Origin of the sequence: Vibrio sinaloensis (assembly GCF_000808535.1) — a bacterium.
GTDB classification, from domain to species: domain Bacteria; phylum Pseudomonadota; class Gammaproteobacteria; order Enterobacterales; family Vibrionaceae; genus Vibrio; species Vibrio sinaloensis_D.
In genome coordinates, this window is the sequence record NZ_JWLV01000045.1 from 151,397 (window position 1) to 174,217 (window position 22,821).

At 44.3% G+C, this 22,821-nt stretch carries 24 protein-coding genes; 5 read left to right on the plus strand and 19 right to left on the minus strand.

Annotated elements, in window-relative coordinates; all coding sequences use genetic code 11:
• Nucleotides 1-120: 120 nt before the first annotated feature.
• The 9 genes from RJ47_RS17205 to RJ47_RS17250 form a co-directional block, all read right to left on the minus strand.
• Nucleotides 121-840, minus strand: a complete 720-nt coding sequence (locus RJ47_RS17205) for a hypothetical protein (protein ID WP_025553706.1) — start codon at nucleotides 838-840, stop codon at nucleotides 121-123.
• A gap of 104 nt (nucleotides 841-944) precedes the next feature.
• Nucleotides 945-1,553: a histidine phosphatase family protein gene (locus tag RJ47_RS21655; RefSeq protein WP_082016358.1), complete on the minus strand. Its 609-nt coding sequence runs from the start codon at nucleotides 1,551-1,553 to the stop codon at nucleotides 945-947.
• A gap of 711 nt (nucleotides 1,554-2,264) precedes the next feature.
• The gene (locus RJ47_RS17220; RefSeq protein WP_039485650.1) at nucleotides 2,265-2,822 is read right to left on the minus strand and encodes a hypothetical protein; all 558 of its coding nucleotides are present in this window, start codon (nucleotides 2,820-2,822) and stop codon (nucleotides 2,265-2,267) included.
• A 152-nt stretch (nucleotides 2,823-2,974) separates the two neighbouring features.
• Entirely contained in the window at nucleotides 2,975-3,304 is a 330-nt protein-coding gene (locus RJ47_RS17225; protein ID WP_039485653.1) for a hypothetical protein, read from the minus strand.
• Nucleotides 3,228-3,644 (minus strand): hypothetical protein, encoded by a 417-nt coding sequence (locus tag RJ47_RS21335; protein WP_156143339.1) that lies wholly within the window; start codon nucleotides 3,642-3,644, stop codon nucleotides 3,228-3,230. Before RJ47_RS21335 ends, RJ47_RS17225 begins: the two co-directional genes overlap by 77 nt.
• A complete protein-coding gene (locus RJ47_RS17230) occupies nucleotides 3,644-4,312 on the minus strand; it encodes an HNH endonuclease signature motif containing protein (protein ID WP_039485656.1) in 669 nt (222 codons plus the stop codon). Before RJ47_RS17230 ends, RJ47_RS21335 begins: the two co-directional genes overlap by 1 nt.
• A 729-nt stretch (nucleotides 4,313-5,041) precedes the next feature.
• Entirely contained in the window at nucleotides 5,042-5,524 is a 483-nt protein-coding gene (locus tag RJ47_RS17240) for a super-infection exclusion protein B (RefSeq protein WP_039485659.1), read from the minus strand.
• Nucleotides 5,525-5,677: 153 nt separating this feature from the next.
• Nucleotides 5,678-6,376, minus strand: a complete 699-nt coding sequence (locus tag RJ47_RS17245) for a hypothetical protein (protein WP_039485662.1) — start codon at nucleotides 6,374-6,376, stop codon at nucleotides 5,678-5,680.
• 154 nt (nucleotides 6,377-6,530) lie between these two features.
• Nucleotides 6,531-6,872, minus strand: coding sequence for a hypothetical protein (locus RJ47_RS17250; RefSeq protein WP_039485664.1), 342 nt, complete (start codon nucleotides 6,870-6,872; stop codon nucleotides 6,531-6,533).
• Between the two features lie 723 nt (nucleotides 6,873-7,595).
• Between RJ47_RS17250 and RJ47_RS17255 the strand changes: the two genes are divergently transcribed.
• On the plus strand, nucleotides 7,596-8,558 hold the full coding sequence (locus RJ47_RS17255) for an integron integrase (protein ID WP_039485889.1): 963 nt from the start codon (nucleotides 7,596-7,598) through the stop codon (nucleotides 8,556-8,558).
• Nucleotides 8,559-8,623: 65 nt separating this feature from the next.
• Here RJ47_RS17255 and rplT read toward each other — a convergent pair whose 3' ends face one another.
• The 8 genes from rplT to RJ47_RS17295 form a co-directional block, all read right to left on the minus strand.
• Complete coding sequence (gene rplT / locus RJ47_RS17260) at nucleotides 8,624-8,977, minus strand: 50S ribosomal protein L20 (RefSeq protein WP_004401084.1); 354 nt, start codon at nucleotides 8,975-8,977, stop codon at nucleotides 8,624-8,626.
• A 41-nt stretch (nucleotides 8,978-9,018) separates the two neighbouring features.
• Nucleotides 9,019-9,213 carry a 50S ribosomal protein L35 gene (rpmI, locus tag RJ47_RS17265; RefSeq protein ID WP_004411425.1) on the minus strand — a complete coding sequence of 65 codons (195 nt, stop codon included), beginning with the start codon at nucleotides 9,211-9,213 and terminating at the stop codon, nucleotides 9,019-9,021.
• Between the two features lie 106 nt (nucleotides 9,214-9,319).
• Complete coding sequence (gene infC / locus RJ47_RS17270; RefSeq protein WP_071985915.1) at nucleotides 9,320-9,871, minus strand: translation initiation factor IF-3; 552 nt, start codon at nucleotides 9,869-9,871, stop codon at nucleotides 9,320-9,322.
• A 3-nt stretch (nucleotides 9,872-9,874) separates the two neighbouring features.
• Complete coding sequence (thrS, locus tag RJ47_RS17275; RefSeq protein ID WP_038141600.1) at nucleotides 9,875-11,803, minus strand: threonine--tRNA ligase; 1,929 nt, start codon at nucleotides 11,801-11,803, stop codon at nucleotides 9,875-9,877.
• A 208-nt stretch (nucleotides 11,804-12,011) separates the two neighbouring features.
• Nucleotides 12,012-13,508, minus strand: a complete 1,497-nt coding sequence (locus RJ47_RS17280; RefSeq protein ID WP_039485667.1) for a bifunctional ADP-dependent NAD(P)H-hydrate dehydratase/NAD(P)H-hydrate epimerase — start codon at nucleotides 13,506-13,508, stop codon at nucleotides 12,012-12,014.
• 77 nt (nucleotides 13,509-13,585) lie between these two features.
• A complete protein-coding gene (locus RJ47_RS17285) occupies nucleotides 13,586-14,023 on the minus strand; it encodes a PAS domain-containing protein (protein WP_038141603.1) in 438 nt (145 codons plus the stop codon).
• A complete protein-coding gene (locus RJ47_RS17290; protein ID WP_038141605.1) occupies nucleotides 14,023-15,027 on the minus strand; it encodes a response regulator in 1,005 nt (334 codons plus the stop codon). Before RJ47_RS17290 ends, RJ47_RS17285 begins: the two co-directional genes overlap by 1 nt.
• Nucleotides 15,028-15,411: 384 nt before the next feature.
• Nucleotides 15,412-15,870 (minus strand): TetR/AcrR family transcriptional regulator, encoded by a 459-nt coding sequence (locus tag RJ47_RS17295; RefSeq protein ID WP_038141606.1) that lies wholly within the window; start codon nucleotides 15,868-15,870, stop codon nucleotides 15,412-15,414.
• 463 nt (nucleotides 15,871-16,333) lie between these two features.
• Here RJ47_RS17295 and RJ47_RS17300 point away from each other — a divergent pair, with 463 nt between their 5' ends.
• Both RJ47_RS17300 and RJ47_RS17305 read left to right on the plus strand, forming a co-directional pair.
• Nucleotides 16,334-16,627, plus strand: a complete 294-nt coding sequence (locus RJ47_RS17300) for a YfcZ/YiiS family protein (RefSeq protein WP_038141607.1) — start codon at nucleotides 16,334-16,336, stop codon at nucleotides 16,625-16,627.
• A 122-nt stretch (nucleotides 16,628-16,749) separates the two neighbouring features.
• Nucleotides 16,750-17,349, plus strand: coding sequence for a hypothetical protein (locus RJ47_RS17305; RefSeq protein WP_039485670.1), 600 nt, complete (start codon nucleotides 16,750-16,752; stop codon nucleotides 17,347-17,349).
• A 57-nt stretch (nucleotides 17,350-17,406) separates the two neighbouring features.
• Here RJ47_RS17305 and RJ47_RS17310 read toward each other — a convergent pair whose 3' ends face one another.
• The gene (locus tag RJ47_RS17310) at nucleotides 17,407-18,507 is read right to left on the minus strand and encodes a 1-acyl-sn-glycerol-3-phosphate acyltransferase (protein WP_038193078.1); all 1,101 of its coding nucleotides are present in this window, start codon (nucleotides 18,505-18,507) and stop codon (nucleotides 17,407-17,409) included.
• Between the two features lie 176 nt (nucleotides 18,508-18,683).
• Between RJ47_RS17310 and RJ47_RS17315 the strand changes: the two genes are divergently transcribed.
• On the plus strand, nucleotides 18,684-19,289 hold the full coding sequence (locus tag RJ47_RS17315) for a hypothetical protein (RefSeq protein WP_039477007.1): 606 nt from the start codon (nucleotides 18,684-18,686) through the stop codon (nucleotides 19,287-19,289).
• A 91-nt stretch (nucleotides 19,290-19,380) separates the two neighbouring features.
• Complete coding sequence (locus tag RJ47_RS17320) at nucleotides 19,381-21,249, plus strand: methyl-accepting chemotaxis protein (RefSeq protein WP_039485672.1); 1,869 nt, start codon at nucleotides 19,381-19,383, stop codon at nucleotides 21,247-21,249.
• 52 nt (nucleotides 21,250-21,301) lie between these two features.
• Here RJ47_RS17320 and RJ47_RS17325 read toward each other — a convergent pair whose 3' ends face one another.
• On the minus strand, nucleotides 21,302-22,657 hold the full coding sequence (locus RJ47_RS17325) for an alpha-amylase family glycosyl hydrolase (protein WP_039485891.1): 1,356 nt from the start codon (nucleotides 22,655-22,657) through the stop codon (nucleotides 21,302-21,304).
• Nucleotides 22,658-22,821: the final 164 nt, after the last annotated feature.

Below are 22,821 nucleotides of genomic sequence, written 5' to 3' on the forward strand. Positions count from 1 at the left end.
GTATAACGCCCTGTTAAGGTGTGAGCAACGCAATACAAAAGCCTCCGCACACCACCTTAATCATTAAAATCAACGCATGGTAAAAATGCCACGCGTTGCGAATCACTCTTAAACAGTTTGTTAGCTCGTTAACTTACGTAATTCTTCGATATATAAAGAAATGTTTCTATGCGATGTTTCGATTAGCTCAAGTGTGTCATGAGCAGAATCATCAAAGTGGAACTCAACCCAGTCAAACTCTCGGTTAACTTTAACTGGAATAGCAATGCTTTTCTCAATTTCTTCAACGCTCATATCTGAAGAAATCACAGCAGGTTTGCCCTGTCCAAGAGGCATACCATTGTAAGAACAGTTGTCGAATACTACTCTGCCTCCTCCGCGCATTGAGACTAAATTGCCTACATTCGTTGTGGAGCCTTCTGAGTTTTTCCGAACTTGTTCCGTTAAGCGATTATGTTTATTAAAGTTAGTCTGATCGCACAATTGCTTAAGCCAGTCATCACCACTTTTGAAGGGCTGAATAGACTCAAGGAGTTGATAAACATGTGGAAGTTGTGTTTTTAAGTTAGGTAAATTTCTCTTAACATTCGCCTGAAATAATGCCTCCTCAAGCCCATAAGGAAAGTATAGTTTTTTTGACTTTGTATTATATTGAGACCAAATATCTTGGGCTGAGTATTCCAACGCACTTCGAAGGTGCTCTAATGTTGATTTAACCAAAGGTCGAAGAACTACTTTAACGTTTTCTGATTTCCTTGCTTCTTCGTATTTTGCACGCAAGGTGGAAATGTTTCCCTCAACAGTGTCGAGTAACTCTTTTATATCTTCGTATCTGTCCAAATTTCATCTCCTAGAGCTAACGCCGCGTTAAGTGGTGAGCAACGCCAACCACCATACTTAAACCATTGTGCCATAAACACTTAAGCTAACTTAAACTTAAATCGCTAAGCGTTGTGAATCCGCCTTGAACGCTTTGTTATGTTTATGAGCTCCGTGCGTCCCCAAAACCCTTTGCTCGCATATTCTACAGTCCAACCTCGGCGCTTTAACTCTTTAGTAATAAGTCTATTCGAAATACCATGCCCAAAAACAGCAACGTCTTCATGTTCACAGGCTTTGGTTATAATTAGGTCTACTGCTGTAATAGCACGCTTGCGGCCGGCTTTATAAGACTCACTATTACCCGATATACCTAAAAACCAACACAACCTAGCAATAACCAACCAACTATTAACTGACATCGAAAACGGTAGCTTTAGTCTAGGAATATCCATTTCTCTCAAGTCACCTAAAACTAAATCAGCTCCCTTCCCCAAACATATTTCTGCCGAGTGGAGGGAGCGATTCAGGTCACTAGAAAATGTATAGCTGTTATGGAGCTTTTCGTTTAGTTCTTGAGGTGGAAGACTGTCTGGGCAAACAAACGATCGATTGTAGGCTCGAACCCACTTTGCAAAACCAACAGCCGTAACTCTAGGGTTTGAGCTCGCAACAGGCCTCCCATGTCTAACTAATGTAATTCTCACCAAGCCTCCTTTTCCGTGGATAAACATAACGCCCAATTAAGGGGTGAACAACGCCTCCACCCAAACCTAAAGCATTTTGCCATAAACACTAAATTTGAAGTAGAAGCAAAAATGCCAAGCGTTGTGAATCCCTCTTAAATTGCTTGTTATGTTTTACCACAAACACATGATTTACTTGAGAAAGAACTAATATTTCTAACTGGTTTTCTGAAGCAAACCACAAGGCTGAACCCAACTTGGCCGCCAAAGGCGACCAACCTAAAACGTGTAATTCCACTTCCCTGCCCAATGAGGCAACCCGACCAACAAACAACAAGCACCCTCTCTTTCCAACCAAAGCGCAAGACAATGGCAAATTGCCGAGGCAACTGCCAAGCCGAAATGCTGATTGGCTAAGAATCCAAAAGCGACTTTAAGCCAGTTAAACAAGAAGCCAACCGCCACGACCTGACAATGAAGCAACCCACGAACATTGGCATGTTTTACAGGCTGAGAGATTCAAGAATTTGGGGCGATAATGCGGATTTGCTGAGTCTACTAGGGACGAATTGCCAGAGGGACAAAGAACTAGAGCCTAAGACATCTAAGCCTTTGAAATACAAGTAAACATAACGCCCAATTAAGGGGTGAACAACGCCTCCACCCAAACCTAAGGCATGTGCCATTAACACTAAAACTGAAGTAGAAGCAAAAGTGCCAAGCGTTGTGAATCCCTCTTAAATTGCTTGTTAGGCATTTTTATTTTTGTTGCTTGCGATCCCAAGAAGCTCTCGCATGCTTGCCGTCACCTTTTGGTAAGTCCTTTCGAGCAATCAGTTTCGCTTCAAACGTAAAGTCTTCCGATATTTTTACTATTAAAAGCTTGTTGAAATTACCTGCGCGTTTAACCCTAACTTCATCTTTGCCCTTCTCTGGAGAAATAGTTTTTATCTCGATGAAATCATTTCCTAGTTTTCCGTCAGAACCTTTAGTGTGTGGTTTATGCCGCTTGATTCCATACGCGATTTCAGCATATAACTCACCCAACTCGCCCCAAATCTGTAAATAACGATTTGTAAGCTTGTAAAAAGCCTCAGCACTATCAACCAACCCTTCGAAAATCGACTCCAATTCAGGATTAATTTCAGGCATATCTGAACTGAAACTACTATCTACTACTTCCCACTCATCGGAAGAATACCCAAACTCATCAGGGTCAAACTCATAAGGGTTATATCCGCAGGCTGCTGCTTCTGCTATTTGATCAGCACTATAACCTGCATTATACATATCATGTAAATGTTCCCAGTCGCCCATATTGCCTCCTTTTAGCTAAAGCTGTAGTAAATGCCTAACGCCCTGTTAAGGTGTGAGCAACGCAATACCTAAGCCGCCGCAGACCACCTTAAACACCAAACGCAACGCATAGTGAAAATGCCACGCGTTGCGAATCACTCTTAAACAGATTGTTAGGTATTTACTAGCTCATAGGTAACAATGGGCACTAACCTATCATGCTCCCTAAGTGGAGCTGCTTTGTGTTCACGCTCTGTAAGGACTGTTAAATCAAAATCAATTTCAAGCTTTTTCCCTAAAGCAAAGAACGCCTTTGATAAGTCTGCATGTAGTTTACCCAAATTTGGAGAGTCATCTTTTACAACAAGTAGCAAGTCGCAATCTTTAGGATTATTACCTCTAAAAAATGAACCGAATCCAAATACACTAAGCAGGTTGCTGTTTTTTGTATGGATAAATTGGATTTCCTTTATCATCTCTTTGGTGATACAGCCAAAAATCATTTTTCCACAAAGCTCCTGTTAATTCACTTGAATTGAAAAGTCCGATATTTTTCGACAGGCAAAGTTGTTTTGCTTCTCGAGTATAACCATTCCAATTACCACCAACCGATATGAAATTTACCTCAGGAAACTCTTGCAGAACTCTGTGTACTAAAGACTCTCCAAGAGCATACTCATCTAGGCAAATTAATGTAATAGAACTACCGTCTTTTCTGTCGAATTCCATAATTAGGTCATCACGACGAGAATAGCGAATAACATTACCATGAGATTGGATTGCAGACTCTAGCCATGCAATTCGGCTGTATGATACACCCCATGAATTAGAACCGTTTGACATTATGAGAACACCTCTGCAAATTCAGTTGGAAAAAGTGGATAAGAATCTAGCCGTTCATAAACGTGCTTTTCATACGACTCTACATGCACACGAAATTTTTCTACGGCTTTTATGATGGTAACTTCTTCGATGAGATCTTCGTTCGCATCAATTAGATTTAATATCTCTCTATTATTGGGGAGGATTCTATCGATTCTTCTTAGTTCCCATACGAGAAATGCATTTGAACTAGGATCTGACTGAGCAACGTCACTTAAAGGACCTACCGCATCAAATATCGCTTTATTCTTAGCGAGTAATCGAGCTATTGCAACTTGTAGTTTTGCGAAGTTATCAAACTTCGCAGCTTTACCTGCGCTGCTAATTTCCGCTTCATGATTTCTCTTCCATTCATGAAGCATATCAACCGTATAAGTACCCTCAGGAGCTTTATCGATATGAGTGTGGTGAGTCGGACATAACAGAATTAAATTATCATATGTATCAGCACCGCCCTCTGGTGTTCCTCTAGCAGCAGTAGGTTTACTCCCAATAACATGCGCCATTTCTCCTACAACATAATTTCCAGACTCAACCAGAGAAGTTAAGTCTTCATTGCAACCTGGCATTGAGCAACGCCCACCAGCTCTACCCCATAAAATTTTTGTATCAACCGAACCAATTGCCACTTTAATAACTTTCCTCAAACTTTATTAAAATACCTAACGCCCAATTAAGTTGTGAGCAACGTTGCCACATTACCTAAGCACTTCACCGTAATCACCAAACCGATTGAAACTAAAAGTGCCGAGCGTTGCGAATCAGCTTGAATTGCTTGTTATGTTTTACCACAAATACATGATTTACTTGAGAAAGAACTGAAATTTCTAGCTGGTTTTCTGAAGCAAACCACAAGGCTGAAACCAACTTGACCGACAAAGGCGACCAACCTAAAACATGTAATTCCACTTCCCTGCCCAATGAGGCAACCCGACAAAGCTCCAACAAGCGCCCTTTCTTTCCAACCAAAGCGCAAAACAATGCCGAATTGCCGAGGCAACTGCCAAACCGAAATGCTAATTGGCTAAGAACCTAGAAGCGACTTTGAGCCGGTTACACCAGAAACCAACCGCCACGACCTGACAATGAAGCAACCCGCGAACATTGGCATGTTTTACGGCCTAAGAGATTCAATAACTTAGACCGACAATGCTGATTTGCTGAGTCTACTAGGGACAAAATGCCAGAGGGACAAAGAACTAGAGCCTAAGAACTTTAAGCCTTTGAATTACAAGTAAACATAACGCCCTGTTAAGGTGTGAGCAACGCAATACCAAAGCCGCCGCATACCACCTTAAACACTACAACCAACGCATAGTAAAAATGCCACGCGTTGCGAATCACTCTTAAACAGTTTGTTAGTGAGCGGGCTCATTTATTGCACTTAATGCTTTGTCAAACAGCGCCATATCTAATACGAAACTTTCTGTCATACCATCAGACATAACTGAGGTCCAAAGTAGTTTTCTTTGAACCAATGATTCGATGGCAGCACTAGAGAGATCAAGCCGGTTTATTTGCGAAAACGTAAGGGCTGTTCCCCCTGCTTCAACAAATGCGGCAACCACTAGTTTTTCATGCTCAGTGAGCCCGTTAAACGTACACTCTAGCGCTCGCTCAATTGACTTTTGCTTCGCTCGGTCTTGATTCCATTTGTAAGAACTAGAAGCTGCTATTCGTATGATCGGGAAAGCAATCATTACGCTAAACAATGCAATAACCCAATCATTGAAGAACAGGTATGTTGATAAGCCAATTGCACCGGAAATTGATGTGGCAACCCCTCGACCAAAATCGCTCTCGGAATATATACGCTCAGCCCACTTTTCTAACGTTTCCATTTAAATCTCTAATATCAAATCGATCGAAGCTCACTAACGCCCAATTAAGGTGTGAGTAACGCTACCACGGAACTCAACCATACCACCGTAAACACTGAACTCAAATCTAGAACCAAAAATCCCAAGCGTTAGGAATCACTCTTAAATTGTTTGTTAGCCATTTAACTCAACGAGTAGTGCTTCAGCCAAACCTACGCCTGTTTCTAACTGCTCATAGTTAAAGTTTTCGGTTGTTGAATGCACCTGATGATTTCGGATCATTCTCAGTTTTGTAAGCCGTTCAAATTGCCCCCAACTGATTTCACCAGTTTTCTCTAGTTGTTCCCATTTAAACGTGTGACCTGAAGATATATTGTGTTTTTTGAACTTAGAATGGATATTTGATTCAAGTTGGTTCCACAATAATATTAGGTTTTCAATACTTACCGCTTTGTTTACTTTCTCGGTTTCAACACCAAATAAATTATTCAGTAGTACCGCTGCGATTTGTCGATACGCTTTTAAGTAGCGACTATCAACAGATAAGCCTGTACCGTCATGATAAAGTTGATTCCTAATTCGGTGGTAATGCTCTATGTCTCCCTCGTCTAAGCCTATGAGCTTCGATGAAGCATATTTGAACAGAAGTTCGACCATTTTAGGAAAACTATTACCTGCTTCATCTTTTTCCTTACGAGGGAACTTAAAGCCAGATAATTTTTCAGGTAATGACAAGAACGTTCGTATAGACGTTTCAACGGAGTTATCAATACTGATGAAAGCTATCCGCGAATCGAATGCTGAACCTAGCTCAATATGAGAATCTGCATGACGAAGCAATTCTAATGCTCCAGAAGCCCAAGTATTTTCCATCGATACTCCAAATTTACTCAAAATGGCTAACGCCGCGTTAAGTGGTGAGCAACGCAGACCACCACGCCTAAAACATTGTGCCGTAAACACTTAAGCCGAAGCAAACCAAAATTGCCGAGCGTTGTGAATCCGTCTTGAACGCCTTGTTAGCAATTTAACTAAACGAAGCCCCAAAACCATCAAAGGTACATTGAAACTCCCAACCTTTTGTAACCATAAAGTCTAACCATTGAGCAAGGATGTCTTTGGTTACCGTTGTCGGGTGAGAGTATCCTTCAACAAACCATGAGCGGTTAATAAACCCCTCACTTCTGATCAGTGACTCATAGTTTTCGAGAGCATCGTTTAGTTGAATGGCTGATGCTTTATTTGGACATAAGTAGCTAAATTCTAGAACTAACTCTGTTTCGTTGGTGACTCCGTTACTTATTAATGAATCCCAAGTCTCATTGAGCATGTTCAGCTGACTTTCTAAATTAGATTGATAACTACTCAACTCCAGTTTCTCCCTGATTGCTAACGCTGCGTTAAGGGGTGAATGCCGCACAAACCGACTTCCCGCAGGCCACTTTCACCACCAAAACTCACCGCATACCAAAAATGCCATGCGGCATGAATCCCTCTTGAACGCCTTGTTATGCTTAAGCTTCAACGCCCACATTTTTACCAAAACCAAGATTAACTCGACTAGGATTAGCTAACAAAAAGCAAAACCTAAAAAGCTGAAATAACTCATGATTCTTGAAAATCAGACTTTGAAATTTGGCGGCTAAAACTCAAAAACCTGAGATCAAATTGCTGATTGAGCCAACCGACCTAACCTCGCGCTTGCCTGAAAACTGATTGAGGCAACGCTCTGAATTTCCAGCGCCAAAGAACAAGTGTCCGGAAAACAGCGCCCACTGAAGCCAACTTGCCGACAAACTCAAAACTAACCAGCCGATGGAACAAAGAAAAAACATAAGCCACTGATTTTTAGTGATTAAGCATAACGCTTTCTATCAAACAACAAGCCGAACTAATCCAGCACTCTTACGATTCGCCACTCATTTAATAGAACAAAATACTATCACATAAGCCTATGAAAATAATCAGCTTGTTGGAGTAGAGATTGTATCTGAGATCCCAATTAGACGGCAAAGTGTCAACTAATTATTGATTCCTGCCAAATCAAAGACAACTGTATATAAACACAGCTTGAATGACTAAAAAATTACCAATGAAAAGCCAGTTTTTACTAAGTGTAAAAGAGCATATGATTGCTCGACATTATGCTCCCAAAACGATTCAAGCATATCTACTCTGGATCACAAAGTTCATCTTATTTAACGACAAAGCTCATCCATCCAAATTGAATGAAAGTCATGTGGAAGCTTTTCTAACTCATTTAGCGGTTGACTGCAAAGTAGCTGCCAAAACACAAGCTCTGGCACTCAACTCAATTAGCTTTCTTTATAGGGAATATTTTCGACCCCCCCTTTCAGTGGAAATGAAATTTCAGAAATCACAGTTGGATAGAAAATTGCCTGTTGTGCTAACCAAAGAAGAAATGCGCCGTTTTCTGATGCATATAGATCCTAGGTATAAGTTACACATTATGCTGCTTTATGGCTCAGGTTTACGTGTTATGGAGTGTGTCCGCTTGAGAGTTCAAGACATAGATTATGACTATAAGGCGCTTCGCGTGTGGCAAGGAAAAGGAGGGAAAAATCGTGTTGTGACGTTAGCAAGTGAAGCTGTTTCACTACTAAAAGAACAGCAGGGCATCGCGTTAAGATACTACAAAAAGGATATCAATTTGCCTGGTTATGCTGGCGTCCACATACGACCTTCGTTGCAAAGAAAATACCCTGAAGCTGAGTTAGATTTCAACTGGCACTTTTTATTTCCCTCCCACCGGCTATCAGTTGAACCAAATACTGGAGAGCTTAAGAGGCACCATATAAATGAAACATCTCTACAAAGAGCGGTCAAGCGTTCCGCCAAGGACGCTGGGATAGCTAAGGCAGTGACATGCCACACATTAAGGCATAGTTTTGCGACACATTTGCTCGAGTCAGGAGCAGATATTAGAACGGTTCAAGAGCAGCTCGGTCATAGTGATGTAAAGACGACGCAGATATACACTCACGTGATAGAGCGAGGAGGTGGAGGAGTTAAAAGCCCGCTCTCAAATTTGTAGTTGAATAGATAAGAAAAAAGGAGAGCCTAAGCTCTCCTTTCCTTAATCCTAATAACTGACTCTAATTAAAGAGCAGCTTTCGCTTTTTCAACTAGAACTGCGAATGCAGCTTTGTCGAATACCGCGATGTCAGCAAGGATCTTACGGTCGATCTCGATAGATGCTTTCTTAAGACCGTTGATGAAACGGCTGTAAGATAGACCATTTTGACGAGATGCCGCATTGATACGTGCAATCCATAGTTGACGGAATTGACGTTTCTTGTTGCGACGGTCACGGTAAGCGTATTGACCAGCTTTAGTAACTGCTTGAAAAGCTACGCGGTAAACACGTGAACGTGCACCGTAGTAACCTTTAGCTTGTTTTAGAACTTTCTTATGACGTGCACGAGCTTGTACACCACGTTTTACGCGAGGCATTATGCTTCTCCTAAACTAAACGATTAATAAACTAAAAAGAATTATGCGTATGGTAGCATACGAGCAACTGCAGCCACTTCACACTTAGGAAGGATTGCATTTGGACGAAGCTGACGCTTGTTCTTAGTAGTACGCTTAGTCAGGATGTGACGTTTAGTAGCGTGCTTAAACTTAATACCACCAGCAGTTTTCTTGAAACGCTTAGCAGCACCTTTGTTGGTTTTCATCTTAGGCATGATGAATAACTCCGCATTGTTGAGTTGTATTAAACAATAGTAATTAGGGCGAATAAAACTCAGCCACCTTACGGCAGCTGAGTTTTATTACTTGCAAAGCCGTTAATTACTTCTTTTTAGGGGCAAGAACCATGATCATCTGACGACCTTCGATCTTCTTAGGGAAAGATTCCACTACTGCGATTTCAACAGTGTCTTCCTTAAGACGATTTAGAACGTCAACACCGATGTCTTGGTGTGCCATTTCTCGGCCACGGAAGCGAATTGTTACCTTCACTTTGTTGCCTTCTTCAAGGAAACGCGTCAGGTTGCGTAGTTTTACCTGATAGTCTCCAATATCAGTTCCAGGACGGAATTTTACTTCCTTAATCTGAACCTGCTTTTGCTTTTTCTTCTGCTCTTTAGCAGACTTGCTCTTCTCAAAGAGGAATTTACCGTAGTCCATTACACGACATACTGGTGGCTCAGCGTTTGGACTGATTTCTACCAGATCCATACCTGCTTCTTCAGCTGCGGCTACTGCTTCTTGAATAGAAACAACACCAACTGATTCGCCATCAGCGCCAGTTAAACGAACTTCACGAACGCCACGAATTTCACCGTTTAAACGATGAGCATTTTGTTTGGCCGGTACTTGGCCGCGTCTTCCGCCTTTAATAGTTTATTCCTCCAGATTGAGCTTACGGGTAGAGATCTCGTCTTGGATGTAAGAAATAAAATCATCCACTTTAAACTTACCGAGGTCTTTACCTTTACGTGTACGTACTGCGATTTCACCGGCTTCCATTTCTTGGTCACCACAAACAAGCATATATGGTACACGCTTCAAAGTATGTTCGCGGATTTTAAAGCCTATCTTCTCATTTCTCAAGTCCGCTTTTGCTCTAATTCCAACTTTTTGTAGTTTTTGAGCAACTTCTTGTGCGTAATCAGCCTGTTTATCAGTGATATTCATGATAACAGCCTGCTCTGGCGACAACCACGTAGGGAAGAAGCCAAAGTATTCTTCGATAAGAATACCGATGAAACGCTCAAGTGAACCTAGAATCGCACGGTGAATCATAACAGGAACTTGGCGTTCATTGTTTTCATCAACGTAAGATGCGCCTAAGCGACCAGGCAAGTTGAAATCTAGCTGAACCGTACCACATTGCCATGCGCGATCGAGACAGTCATAGAGAGTGAACTCAATCTTAGGACCGTAGAACGCACCCTCACCTTCTTGAATCTCGTATGGAATATCCATCGCTTCAAGAGAGTGCTTCAGCGCTTCTTCTGATTGATCCCAGATCTCATCAGAACCAACGCGCTTTTCAGGGCGAGTCGATAGTTTCACTACGATGTTGTCGAAACCAAATGTTTGGTACGTATCGTATACCATCTTGATACAACCGGTCACTTCCTCTTGGATTTGACTTTCTGTACAGAAAATATGAGCGTCATCTTGAGTAAAACCACGTACACGCATGATGCCGTGTAGTGCACCTGATGGTTCGTTACGGTGACATGAGCCGAACTCAGCCATACGTAACGGTAAGTCACGGTACGATTTTAGACCTTGGTTAAAGATCTGAACGTGACCAGGGCAGTTCATTGGCTTCAGAGCGTAATCACGGTTTTCAGACGCAGTTGTAAACATCGCATCTGCGTATTTATCCCAGTGACCAGAGCGTTCCCAAAGCACGCGGTCCATAATGAGAGGACCTTTAACTTCTTGGTAGTTGTATTCCGTCAGTTTTTCACGAACAAAGACTTCTAGATCGCGGAAGATAGACCAACCGTTATGATGCCAGAACACCATACCTGGTGCTTCTTGTTGCATGTGGAACAGGTCTAGCTGCTTACCAATTTTACGGTGGTCACGCTTCGCCGCTTCTTCAAGGCGAGTAAGGTGAGCTTTAAGTGCTTTCTTATCATGGAAAGCCGTACCGTAGATACGTTGCAGCATCTTGTTGTCGCTGTTACCACGCCAGTATGCACCTGCTACGTTCAGTAGCGTGAAGTGCTGACAGAATCCCATATGCGGTACGTGTGGACCACGACACATATCTAAGTATTCTTCATGATGGTATAGACCCGGACGATCATCACGAGAGACGTTTTCGTCTAGGATTTCCATCTTGTACGTTTCACCGCGAGCTTCAAATGCATCGCGAGCTTCCTGCCAGCTAACCTTTTTCTTGATAACTTGGTATTTGGTCTTTGCAAGCTCTTTCATACGCTTTTCAATCTTTTCAAGATCTTCTTGCGTTAGAGACTGCTCAAGGTCGATATCGTAGTAGAAGCCGTTGTCGATGGTTGGACCGATCGCCATTTTCGCTTCAGGGTAAAGCTGCTTAATTGCGTGACCAAGAAGGTGAGCGCATGAGTGACGAACGATTTCTAGACCGTCCACTTCATCTTTTACGGTGATGATTTCAAGGCTTGCATCTTTTTCGATGAGATCACATGCATCAACACGCTCGCCGTCTACACGACCTGCGATGGTTGCTTTCGCAAGACCTGGACCGATAGATTGAGCAACTTCAAGAGTAGAAACAGGGTTGTCAAATTGACGCTGACTGCCGTCAGGAAGGGTAATAATAGGCATTAAAATATCCTTTACAGTGGTGTTGCACACCAAGCAACACATGCAATTCAAATTATGTCTTTAATATCAAATTCAAACGATTAAAGACCAGAATCGGCTCCTTTTATATGCAAATACGGATGCACAACTCAGGAGCGAACGAGCATTGTAACGGAATCAGATAAAATAACAATCGAAGTCACAAAAAAGCATCATGTGTCATTCAGTACTACAACTTGTGGATACCATTGAGGAGTCGCCGGATCTGAGGAACTAGATCACTTGCAGTCAGACCAATCTGGCCGTGGGTCGAAACCAAATCATCTGCGGCTTGGCTATGTACGAGAACCCCAAGTCTAGCTGCTTGCGAGATAGATAGCCCTTGTCCGATGAGCGCCGCTATGACACCCGTTAATACATCACCCATACCACCAGAAGCCATACCCGCATTGCCTGCGGCACAAACAAAAACAGTCTGACCATCGAATATCAGCGTACCCGCGCCTTTTAGCACAACCACACCACCGTACCTCTGATGGAGCGCTTTCACCGCAGCGTAACGATCATTCTCGATATCGTTGATACTTGCATTTAGCAATCTTGCGGCTTCTCCAGGATGAGGCGTGATCACTCGATTTTCATCACAGTTTGGACTTTGTGCGAGAAGGTTCAGGGCATCCGCATCAACCACCTTAGCTATCTGGAGTTGATTGATGGATTGAACTGCTGTTTTGGCCCAATCGTCCATGCCGAGACCAGGGCCAATCGCAACGACATCTTGACGTTTTAGCCGCTCAAAGAGAATACGCTTGCTCCCATCCCAATCTCGCGCCATCACCTCTGGGCACGCAAGTTGGAGAGGTAAAATCGAGCCTGAGTGGCACAAAGCACTGGTCAATCCTGCCCCGCTTCTCACTACGGCTTGAGCGCAAAGCCGTATAGCGCCCGCATAGCCAAGGTTACCGCCAATACAGGAGACACGTCCGTGATCTCCTTTATGGGCCACCGGGGATCGCTGTGGCAACAGCTCGGCAACGCTGTGGTAATCAAGCAGCTGCGCCGATGGAGAGTAAAGTTCGATAAATTGCTCTTCGACTTCTAAGCCGGCAAAGTGAAGTTGACCTGTCACCGACCTAGCGTCCCCCGTGACGAGCCCTTGCTTCAATCCAATAAACGAAATGGTGTGATTCGCACAGATGGCGGCCCCAAGTATTCTCCCGGTATCTGCACATAGTCCCGAAGGGAGATCAATCGCGACGATTGGTTTATTTGCTTGGTTGACGGTTTGAAATAGAGACGCCAAATTTGCCCGAACGTCTCCTTTTAGACCCGTTCCTAAAATACCATCAACAATCACGTCACAGCTCTGAAGGCTCGTCTCAAACTCGTCGAAAGACGTTAGCCTACCACCAGCAGTTAGCCATGCCTGATAGGCTTGAGCGGCATCGCCCAATAAACGGGTCGCATCGCTTGTGAGAAAGAGGTCAACATCAAGGCCCGCCTCCTTAGCCAAACGCGCCACCACAAAGCCATCACCGCCGTTATTGCCAGCACCGCACACTACGGTAATGTGCGCAATCTTGGGATACTGCTCTTGCAACAGCGCAAAGGTCGCTTCCCCCGCACGTAGCATCAATTGATATAACTCGATTCCAGCTTGCTGAGCCGCGACTACTTCGCCACGTTTAACCTGCTCTGCAGTATAGAGATAAAGAGGAAGTGTCATAACAAGCATCCATGAAAAGAGAACCGCTATTGAGCATAAACCACAACGCCAAGAAAAACCTTGGCGTTGTGGTCAAATTAGCTGTTTTTGGAGACGAGTGCTTCTGCTGTCGCGTCTTGTATTGATAGGAATAAAGAGCGCACCTCACCAGTCGGGGTTCGCATTGGGTTCAGCGTGATATTTTGGTACATGAAATCCGCTTGTTGAGTGACAGGTCGTACGTTTCGACATTTAAATAGGTACGGACGTTGTTGCCACGTAATAAAACTGCGGCAACCTAAGTCGTAGACTGGCTTGGTTTTAAGCTTGAACCAATCTTGCGGAATTTCAGGGAACAGCTCAAAGATAGACTTATCGATGGCTTCATGCGCTTGAATCCCGCTGTGATGGGTCATGAACCCGTTCCAAACTTGAACCTTGTAATCGCGATCCAACACCACCAGACCCAAATCGACATTTTGCACCATGTCCACCATCCAGTGGAATTGCTCGAATTCTGCAGGAAGAGATATCATTAAAAGTCCTCCATGAGGTAGGCCAGCTTGTTATCGAGAAGTGGTAATGATTCATCGACAAACATAAACAGAAGATCACAGCGGATAGACGTTCCATCGATGTTGTAGCTGACTTCAAATGTCATTGTCTTTTTAAACGAACCGGTCGTGGACTGAATAACAGAGTCGATCGAAATATGTTGCCCTAACAACACTGGCGAGCTTTGGAAAAAACGAACCTCAGCCTGTTGTCCTAAGCCATTTAGAAACGAACCAACGAGAATATTAGAGACATCCATTAGCAGCTCAAGCTCTTCAAGCTCTTCGCTGTCTGCTGGCACTTTCATCAGCTTTTTAAGGTCAGAGACACTGGAGTCACTTAAAAGGACTAGCGCCTCCCCCGCGATACCTTCACCACTAAAGCCTTGGCATACTCCTGACACTTGATCGTTTTCCGCTAAGTCTCGCAGCGCCATGTGAAGCTCACTGACTTCAAAGATGTTTACATTAGGAAGCGGTAAGTGAACAAATACATCAAAGTGACGAGCAAGAGCGTCAGCAGCGCGACCAATAGATACGTTGGCAACTTCCATATAAATGTCGCGGCGACGTAGAATCGGCAACTCAATAGAGACTGGCGTGATGACTTGAGGGCGCTCAGCAGGCTGAACTAAGCTTCTAAGCACTTCGTTTAGCGCATCTTTATCGATCGGCTTTTGAATAAAGGCTTTTGCTCCAAGCCCCATTACACGCTCTTTGGCTTTCGGCTGAATATCGCCCGAGACCACAACGACTGGCACATCAATGCCACGTTTACCAATCTCTTCAAGGGTACCGAAGCCATCGAGTTCTGGCATCGTCAAATCGAGGAACATCAGCTTAAATTGATGTTGTTCTAACTGCTCAAGTGCATCCAAACCATGAACAGCGAAGGTGATATCGGCATTTAGCGAAGCGGGCAATGAACGAGCCATCTGTTTTCTTGCTAAGGCGGAGTCATCACATATTAAAACTGGGTAAGACATTCGTACACCTACTGCCATTCGTACAATTAATAAATTCAGTTTAACAGATAGTTAGCGCATCAGGTACGGGAAGTTGTTGAATTATTAACTTTATTAAAGGTCGTAAAAACGCTGGCCAAACGGTTTACTCTCCGACCACTTTGACCCAAAAACCTTCACTAGCCCTAGCCGCTGCTATCTATTTTAAGGGTAGCTTAAAACTATCGAATTTCAGCAAGTTGCAGCGCCAATTTGATCCAGCGAGAGAAGAGGAAAATTGACTAATGGGCGCAACCATTCCCAAAACCACGTACTAGAACGAGCCAGTAAAGCAGTAAACCTTTGCTCTAGCCTAGATACAAAAAAAGCCTTCAAGTGAAGGCTTTTTCATAGCGATAGTACGACCTAGACCATACGAACCAGCGATTTACCAATCAGCCATTCCAGCTCTTTCTCGCTGCCTTGACCAAACTGAGTCTCAGTCATTTTGTACAGACGCTCAATCCCATTTGTCGCAAACTCGTGAGTGCTTTGAGAGGTAACGATATGGTGGAAAAGCAAACGCAAAATCGCGCGAAACTCTTCATTGTCTAGCGCTTTCACCCAGCTTGAAGAAAACGCTTCTAAACCGTTATCAAAATCAACATGCTCAACAAACATCTTGAAAATGCGACCGTCTAACGCGGCAGTGAAGTCCGTTTTCTTTGGAAAGTGGTGGCTAATGCCCGTTCTAGAAACGCCAGTCTGCTGGCTTAGAGTGGTGTAAGACATTTTGTCATAACCAAGACGCAACAGTTGATCAACAACCGCGTCCATGATCTTTTGTATCGTGATCTCAGTATCTTCTTTACTACGCTTTGGCATGTTCAGGCTCTTCTCTTTGTAAATCCGTCTGTCTAACTCAATAAGAGTCATGCATAAAAAAACCTCTTCTCTGTCGCCTACCTATACTGCGCTTGCATCAGATAAACCGTACAAGCAATCTAATTATGGTGTAAGCTAACCAACACAAGTACGCATTCCACGAACTTATGAAATGAAAAGGCATCATCTTTTCTAGATATAATTTGATTGCCGATAGTCTAATAATTTACTTTAGCTGACAACTAACTGAATGGCATTCTGACGCGTAAATGACATTAAATTTCGCCAATTAGTGATCTAGATCTCATGACGGTAGCTCCTCCGTTCGAATTCCATCCAGTTAGTAACCTGGAAACAACATAAAACGCAGCCTTGAAACAAATTCAACACCCTTTGCTTTTTATAGATAAACCGATAATTAGTCGCTAAAATGACCCTAATTTAAGTAAGAGGATATATTGAGATGAGCACTGAACAACAAGACGTTTGTGAAGCTTGCGGTTGCGCTGGAGAAATGGGTTTCATCATCAAAGAAGGCGACGATGTCGCTGAGGTGACAATCTATGCGCAAGGCAAAGCACTGCTTGAGAGTGAACTGGCTAAATACATTGAACTGGCGCAACAAGTCTGCGCGGCAGTGCAATATGAAGTGTCCCCTATCGAAGAAGAGTCAAACGAGCTAACAGCACGTTTTAAATTTGAAGTCAGCGCAGAAAAACTGATCTTCGAATTGAAGACTCGCTCACTGGCACGATAACTTTCCAAGTGGACTATAAAACGGGCATCACGCCCGTTTTTTTATGTCTGCAGCCTTCTCAGATTGACCCAAGGTTACGAGTCAATCCATACTTAAGAGAGTTTGATTCGTAAAGGCAAGGTATGCGCACAATAGCTCTGGCGATGTTGTTAACCCTCACGACGGGCATTAGCTACGCCGCTCCATTAGATCAGTTTCGAATACTCAATCATCTTGATAACTACGGCAACCTTGATCTGCGAAATAAGCCTTATGATGAGCTCCCCCCAGGTCTTGTCGTGGATGGAAACTTAAACATTGCGAAGACCGGTATTAAAACGCTCCCTGAGGGATTGGAAATTCATGGCAGCCTTGATGCGTCAAATAGCGCCCTGAGTCGGTTGGAGAAAGGGGTGAACATCAAAGGATTTGCCAACTTACTCGGCGCCAATATCAAACGCTGGCCGCCCGGAATTCAACTTGGGGGTTACCTCAACCTAACAGATACGCCGCTCACCTCTCTGCCACCAAGACTGAGAGTAAAAGGCGATTTGAGTGTCATTCGCACGCCATTGACGAAGCTACCGGAAGGCTTGGTCGTTGAGGGTAATTTGTACATTGGTGGCTCAAAAATTACCGAGTTCCCAAATACAATGACGGTACGGGGAAACATCTTTTTAGGTGGCAACCGGATCAGTAAATGGCCAACCAAACTCAACCTTGGTGGTGCTGTTGCTCCATAATGAAGTGGTTAAACGACAAAGGGATGCGCTACGGCATCCCTTTATTCATTTTTATCACTAATTTTGGTTATTCACCGGATTAGCGTAGCTGGCAATCAAATAAGGCTGAGCAGCTTCTGGCAGTTGGACCAACTTATCTTTCAGGCTCTGCTTGACGCTTTGATCAACGTCCTCATTTCCTGCTGCCAGTTGGTTGATCGGAAACAGCTTGTAGTGAAGATGAATTTGGCGATCAATTTCTTCTGCGAGCGCTTCTGGCGTGTCATAGGTCTGGTCGATAACGTCACCAAACGCAACGTGGACACGACCCTTTTCTCCCACGATGCCTTGAATGATGCTCTCGATGTCTTCGAACTCACCTTTTTCGTAGCTTCCGTGCTCTGCTTTTTGCCATAGCTCTAACGCTTTTGCGATGTCACACGGATCATTTTCGTAAGAAATAGACACCGGAACAATCTTCAACGATTTAATGTACTCAGAAAATTCAACTTTCTGTTTACGACCTTCAACGTGGAACATCTTTAAAATCGCTGGATCGGTAAAGTCATTGCCATCTTTCGCGCGTCCTTCTTTTTGCGCAATCCAGATCGAATGCCCCGTATCCAACGAGTGCTTGATATAAGCAGATAATGTCCCAAGCGCCTTCATCATTTCACGTGGGCCTTTCGCTGAGCGTTTCACGATAAAACTCTTGTTCAAACGCATCAGTTCTGTTGCACACGGTTTTTTCAGTAAGTTGTCGCCAATCGCGATACGGACCGTTTTGTGTTCGCTTTGGTACAAACCATAGTTAACTAGGGCAGGATCCATCGCAATGTCACGGTGATTGGAAACAAAGAGATAGGATTCTTGCTTATCAAGCTTCTCCAAACCGCTATAAGTCACCCCGTTTGTTGTGGTGCTAAGGGTTTGTTCAAGATATTTTTTTACTTCAAACTGTATCGCTTCAACGGAGTTGAGCTTGGACCATTTCATTCTTAAGTACACTTTCACCAACGGTGACATCAGTGCCTTAAACCAGCCAGCGTGGTTAGAGAAACGGTGCTGTAAAATAGCGCTAATAAATTCTTCGTCGTTTACCAGTCGATCAATCGCCGCTGGAATCTCGTCATCATTGTAAGGACGGATATCAATAAATGGGTCGTTAGTTTTAGTCATTTCTAGTTACATCAAACAAAAAGCTGGCCTATTCTACGCATAGATGGCGATCTTAGCAGCTATACTTCTCTCAGATTTGCAAAGGTCAGACCACGTTTTTACCTTAACTTGATTTGATATTGGATTTTGAGACGAGACACGTTACTCTTAGCGCCCCATTTGTAATGAGTATTCCCATGCACTACGCCATCTCACATCAGACTTCGCGATACGACTTTCTCCACTCCACGGCAAGACGAAAACTGTTAAAGCACACCCTTTTGCAGGTCAAAGAAGGTTTGGTATTGGTCAAGTTAGGCAAGTTAGAGTATGCCGTAGAACCTGGCCAGAGCTTCTGGTTGCCGTTTGATACTTTATGTGCAGTTAGCTACTTCCCAAATACTCACGTCCAATGTATTGAAATCTCGAGTCGAGTCCAAGTGTCGTTGCCTAAGCAAGGTGGATTTGTGTCCCTAACTGAACTTGCTCAAGCGATATTCAATCGCTTATCGGACGACTCACGAAACACCCAAAACGATGTCGATCTGCTCACAGTGCTGAAAGCCGACATCGCACAGTTGGCACCCACTCTGCAAGAGAGTCCATTGACCCAACAGGTCAATCAATGGACGTGGGATTGCGCAGAGTCTGACCTAATAAATGAGCATCAGTTGGTATTGAAAATCCGTGAAGCGAAAAAGAGGCTTTTGTCGGGCAACAAACGAGCGCAAGTCATCAATCAAATGTTTGATGGAAACGAAGCGCTATTCACGCAACTGGAATCCATCACGCTAGGTGACTAGTAGAAAAGTTTAACAATTTACTGGCTGAATAATCATTTACTAACTATAGATCTATGAGTAACCGCTCAATTTTATAGATAGGGATGTCCGAATGAAATTCAGCCATAAAATCGTGGCAGCATCATCTGCTCTCTTGCTTGCCACCGTCACTTTACTCACGCTCCAACAATATTACACCGTCAAAAGTGAAATTCGCTCGCAAGTCACCTCCAGTGTCAACGAAATCGTTGATGGGGTAAGGGACACGACCGGAGCTGAAATCAACAGCCGCAAGGCGATCGCCGCATACGCAACAAGTATGCTTGAGGTCGATTTATCGCCCAAATCCATCGAAGCGGTGTTAACGAGGCCAGTTGTCAAAGAGACCTTTTTGCTCGCTGGTTTAGGTTTTGAGAAAGATGGTTCGAACATCAATAACGACCCTTCTTGGAACCCCGGACCAACGTGGGACCCACGCGTTCGCCCTTGGTACATTGACGCCAAAAATTCCGGCAAACTGATCATCACCGCGCCTTACGCCGATTCTGCTACCGGAGAGATTCTGGTCTCTATTGCAACCCCTGTTCGTGACAACGGCCAGTTCATTGGTGCAATTTTCTATGACGTAAGCTTGGCCGCCCTTGCCGAGTTGGTTAACCGAGTCCAACTTTTCAACGCCGGTTATGTATTTATCGTATCTGGAGACGGTACGACCATTGCCCACCCTAAAACGGAGCTAAACGGTGCTCCGATGAAAGATTTCCTCGGCGACGCTCAAATTAAAGAAGAGCCCCAACAAGTCATGTTGGATGGAAAGCAGTTCACCCTCGACTTTTCTAAAGTACCCGGTGAAGACTGGTACATTGGTGTGATACTTGACGAAGAAGTGGCGTATCAATCCCTCGTGGACTTGCGAAACAGCTCGATCATCTATTCGATTATCGCGCTTGTCATCAGTGTGTTTTTACTACTGTTGCTGATTCGCGCTCTGATGAAACCTCTAGATACATTAAATGACGCCATCCAAGACGTTGCCTCTGGGCAAGGTGATTTGACCAAGCGCCTAGACACTAAAACAGACAAAGAGTTTTCAGTGCTGGCGTCTGGCTTTAATGATTTTACAGGAACCCTGCAACAACTCATCACCCAGTCGAAAGCCATCGGCTCTGAGATTTTGCGTGGCTCGGAAATGACATCAATGGGCCTGCAAGAGTCAGCAGCTGCAATGCAAGATCAGCTTCATGAGTTAGAACAGCTTGCTACCGCGATGCACGAAATGGCCACCACCTCTGGTGAAGTCGCCAACAATGCTCAAGGCGCCGCAGCAGCAGCAAAAGAAGCCGACGACGCGACAAGCTTGGGGACTTCAGTTGTCAGCGATACGACGGGCGCAATTAATAACCTGTCGCAGAAAATCGATGAGGCAGTAGAAGAGGTTAAGGTGTTAGAGTCGGCGACCGATAACATTGAAACCATTCTGAAAGTGATCAATGACATTGCCGATCAAACCAACTTGCTTGCCCTTAACGCGGCGATTGAGGCAGCTCGAGCGGGCGAATCTGGTCGCGGCTTTGCCGTGGTTGCCGATGAAGTGCGAACCTTGGCTCAGCGCACTCAAGAGTCGACCACTGAAATTCGCAATATGATTGAACAACTTCAAGCCGGTGCAAGCTCAGTTGCCAACGCGATGAACATGAGTAAATCCACTGCAACCGATGCCGTTGCACGTGCGCAAGAAGCCAATGTCGCGCTCAACAGTATTCGCGATGCTATTCAACGCATTAGCGATATGAATATCCAAATCGCCTCTGCGGCAGAGGAGCAAAGTTTGGTCGCAGAAGAAATCAACAACAACACTGTGAAGATAAAAGATCTCTCTACACAAGTGGCGGATGCGGCTGAAAACGCTAACATCGCGATGCAAGCCCAAACGGAGAATATTCGTGAGCAGGACTCTATACTGAACAAGTTCACCGTCTAGGCTCGAGCTAATCAAACCTATGTTAGGGCGCAATCTATACGCCCTTTTTGATTTATTCAGTGCTGATCGCCATTATGCTGCTTATGCCAGCAACCCGCATTTCGACACGTCCTTTCGTGGAGGAGTACTCCCGTCCGGAGAGTAAATCTGTCCAATTGCGCTCAGAGGTCAACTCTACCGTTTGCGCCCGTTTCGATTTGTTGATGATAACAACTCCCTTCTCCCCGCGAGAGAAGACCAAAACGTCATCCGATGCTTCAATGACCTTCATAGGTTCACCATGAACAGAGTTGTGGAATCTGATCGCAGCGACCATCTTCGGATCTTTCCACGCGTTTAACCATCTCGGGTTGCCGCGTTTATCCAAGTAGCCACTGGTATCTAGGTCAGTGTAGATGAGTGGCACCCCACCATCTCGCCCCAAAATATAGCTGTAGGCTAGCCACTCCAACGCTTCGTCCATCACGAGGTTTTCAAAAACTTGGTTATTGGGGATATCATGCGTGATGGCAAAAGTAATGGCTCGTCTTTGTGATAGCGCCTGCCCAAAACAGTATGGATCAACCCAACTTTTCAGACTCCCGCCGGCTTCGAGCGCATCGTACGTCACCTGAAACAATGGGAAATCGTAAGCACCGAAGCGGGTATGAGCGAGAAAAGGCTCCAAGAATAGCTCGTACTCGGGCTTAGTGGCGCCGCCACTGGTAATGATCTCGCCGAAAATATGCGTGTCTTGGCAAATCTCCTCGGTCCAAACTTGTTGCAGGTGCTCTAGAGTCATGTGCTTTGCCGCATCAATGCGAAACCCTTTAAACCCTAACTTTTTGAGCGCTAAAAGGTAGTTTTGCTGTTGGGTCACAACGTTGTCGCAGACTCGTAAGGTCGGTAATCCTGGATCTTGCGGGCCTCCAGTAATACGACCGTTCTGGACTTGCCACTTATCTTCCCAATCCTTAATGCCGAACGCTTCAACAAAATCAGGATAGTCAAATAAAGGCTCAGTCAGATCGCCAAACAGCTTCTGTTGTTCAAAGTAATCTGCTGCTGTTTGATAGTCTGCTAACTCTTTATCACTTGGGTATTGTAAATCGGTGCGCACGGACGACTCATTGGCCATGTGATTAAACACCACATCGGCATAGACGCGAACGTCGTATTGCTTTAACTCTGCAATCATTGTCTTGACGTCGTCGGTATTCCCTAGCTGGTTATCAATAACGCGATAATCTTGCGGTTGATAACGTTGCCACCATTGAGTTCCCGCCTTTGTTTTTAGTGACTTCACTGGTGGCGAGACCAATACGGTTTTATACCCAGCTTGGGCAATTTCTTTCGCTCGCTTGGTCACCAGTTCATAGGGCCAATCAAACGCATGCAAAATGACATCAGTTGCGTGAATGTTACACATCACCTGTTCCTTTGGTTGTTCTTCTTTATTGAACGTAATCATTTCATTGTCATCATAGTAGCAAACAGGATAACCCTTCCTATCCCCCTAAGATGCACTTTTTGCGTAGTAGCCATAAGGCGTAGAGATAGCGAAACAGTGACCTTTCCAATAAAATTGCCACC

Excerpts from the sequence above, each read along its gene's own strand:
- RJ47_RS17255 (WP_039485889.1), top strand. The coding sequence starts at position 7,596 with ATGAAAAGCCAGTTTTTACTAAGTGTAAAAGAGCATATGATTGCTCGA.
- RJ47_RS17305 (WP_039485670.1), top strand. The coding sequence starts at position 16,750 with ATGCGCACAATAGCTCTGGCGATGTTGTTAACCCTCACGACGGGCATT.
- rpmI (WP_004411425.1), bottom strand. The coding sequence starts at position 9,213 with ATGCCTAAGATGAAAACCAACAAAGGTGCTGCTAAGCGTTTCAAGAAA.
- thrS (WP_038141600.1), bottom strand. The coding sequence starts at position 11,803 with ATGCCTATTATTACCCTTCCTGACGGCAGTCAGCGTCAATTTGACAAC.
- RJ47_RS17290 (WP_038141605.1), bottom strand. The coding sequence starts at position 15,027 with ATGTCTTACCCAGTTTTAATATGTGATGACTCCGCCTTAGCAAGAAAA.
- RJ47_RS17240 (WP_039485659.1), bottom strand. The coding sequence starts at position 5,524 with ATGGAAACGTTAGAAAAGTGGGCTGAGCGTATATATTCCGAGAGCGAT.
- RJ47_RS21655 (WP_082016358.1), bottom strand. The coding sequence starts at position 1,553 with ATGTTTATCCACGGAAAAGGAGGCTTGGTGAGAATTACATTAGTTAGA.
- RJ47_RS17245 (WP_039485662.1), bottom strand. The coding sequence starts at position 6,376 with ATGGAAAATACTTGGGCTTCTGGAGCATTAGAATTGCTTCGTCATGCA.
- RJ47_RS17295 (WP_038141606.1), bottom strand. The coding sequence starts at position 15,870 with ATGCCAAAGCGTAGTAAAGAAGATACTGAGATCACGATACAAAAGATC.
- RJ47_RS21335 (WP_156143339.1), bottom strand. The coding sequence starts at position 3,644 with ATGTCAAACGGTTCTAATTCATGGGGTGTATCATACAGCCGAATTGCA.
- rplT (WP_004401084.1), bottom strand. The coding sequence starts at position 8,977 with ATGCCTCGCGTAAAACGTGGTGTACAAGCTCGTGCACGTCATAAGAAA.
- RJ47_RS17300 (WP_038141607.1), top strand. The coding sequence starts at position 16,334 with ATGAGCACTGAACAACAAGACGTTTGTGAAGCTTGCGGTTGCGCTGGA.
- RJ47_RS17310 (WP_038193078.1), bottom strand. The coding sequence starts at position 18,507 with ATGACTAAAACTAACGACCCATTTATTGATATCCGTCCTTACAATGAT.
- RJ47_RS17280 (WP_039485667.1), bottom strand. The coding sequence starts at position 13,508 with ATGACACTTCCTCTTTATCTCTATACTGCAGAGCAGGTTAAACGTGGC.
- RJ47_RS17315 (WP_039477007.1), top strand. The coding sequence starts at position 18,684 with ATGCACTACGCCATCTCACATCAGACTTCGCGATACGACTTTCTCCAC.
- RJ47_RS17285 (WP_038141603.1), bottom strand. The coding sequence starts at position 14,023 with ATGATATCTCTTCCTGCAGAATTCGAGCAATTCCACTGGATGGTGGAC.
- RJ47_RS17320 (WP_039485672.1), top strand. The coding sequence starts at position 19,381 with ATGAAATTCAGCCATAAAATCGTGGCAGCATCATCTGCTCTCTTGCTT.
- RJ47_RS17220 (WP_039485650.1), bottom strand. The coding sequence starts at position 2,822 with ATGGGCGACTGGGAACATTTACATGATATGTATAATGCAGGTTATAGT.
- RJ47_RS17325 (WP_039485891.1), bottom strand. The coding sequence starts at position 22,657 with ATGTGTAACATTCACGCAACTGATGTCATTTTGCATGCGTTTGATTGG.
- RJ47_RS17225 (WP_039485653.1), bottom strand. The coding sequence starts at position 3,304 with ATGATTTTTGGCTGTATCACCAAAGAGATGATAAAGGAAATCCAATTT.